Genomic DNA, 1,205 nt, shown 5'->3' with positions numbered 1-1,205 from the left:
TTGGACTTCACCCGTTTTTTGAGCGGTGGATTTCACGAAACCCCTGAAAACATTGGGCGAAACGCACTTTGAAGGCGTGTCAAAACCGGAAAACCGCTTTTTAGGCCGATTTCATTTTAGTCGGTTTACCCAATTTTTTGGATAGTTTTCGCGCCGCGTCAGATTTCCGCAGACGAATTTTCATGCGGTTTTTTCCGCAAAGAGGGCGCAGGGAGGGCGCAAAGGCAAAACGCGCGGCACTTCCGGGCTGGTTTATCGTATAATCTACGATTGTCAGAACCTAAACCTGAAAGGAGGCCGCATGGGATATGATACCAAAATTTCGTCGAATGCGCGAGAGCAGCTGGAGCAATTTTTGGGTGTATTCTACACCCGGTTTTCGAAGCCGCGCCTTAAGTTCCTGAGGCAGATGCTGTACGGCATCCAGATCACGAAATCGGTCATTCTGAACAGGATCGCGGCGGAAATAGACGAAAACATCAAGCAGGTGAAGATCGAGATGCGGCTCTGCCACCACCTCGCTTTCAAGGACCTCTGGAAGCATATTCACGAGGCGGTGATGGAACACGCGAAGAAGTTCGTCCGCAAGTCGACGCTGATCATCATCGACCCGTCCGACGTGCAGAAGCCCTACGCGAAGAAGATGCAGTATCTCGCGAAGGTGTGGGACGGCTCGAAGGGCAGGGTCGGCGACAACCTCGGCTACTGGGGCTGCATGGCGGTCGCCTGCGAGCCCGGCAAGCGGCGCGGCGTCGTCCCGCTCCAGTTCCGGCTCTGGTCGACGGAGGATCCCGAGTACAAGGGCGAGAACGCGGAGATCGAGGCCATCATCGACTCGATCCGCGCGGAGGTCGGCAACCGCGGCATCTACGTCTACGACCGCGGCGGAGACCGCAACGAGATATTCCGCTACTTCATCTCGTGCGGACTCGACTTCATCGTGCGCATGATGCAGAAGCGCTACCTCATGTACAAGGGTGTGAGGACGAACATCCTCGTCCTCGCGGCGATGTGCCACACGCCCCACGCGTCCGTCGTCGCGTTCAACGCCAACGGCGAGGAGAAGGACACGACGATCCACTACGGCGCGATGCCCGTGCGCCTTCCCGAAGACCCCGACTTCCCAGGCATGCACGAGAAGGACCTGCGTCTCGTCGTCGTGCGCGGCTTCGGGCAGTGCGCGATGCTCATCCTCACGACGCTGC

The 1,205-nt window shown here is 57.7% G+C and carries 1 protein-coding gene; it reads left to right on the top strand.

The genetic code is table 11. The features are described from left to right. Window positions 1-301 precede the first annotated feature (301 nt). A partial coding sequence (locus MJZ25_16670) for a hypothetical protein (GenBank protein MCQ2125796.1) occupies window positions 302-1,205 on the top strand: 904 nt, incomplete at its 3' end.

The organism is Fibrobacter sp. (genome assembly GCA_024399065.1).
Taxonomy (GTDB): Bacteria; Fibrobacterota; Fibrobacteria; order Fibrobacterales; family Fibrobacteraceae; genus Fibrobacter.
This window is presented reverse-complemented; position numbering and strand designations above follow the sequence as displayed.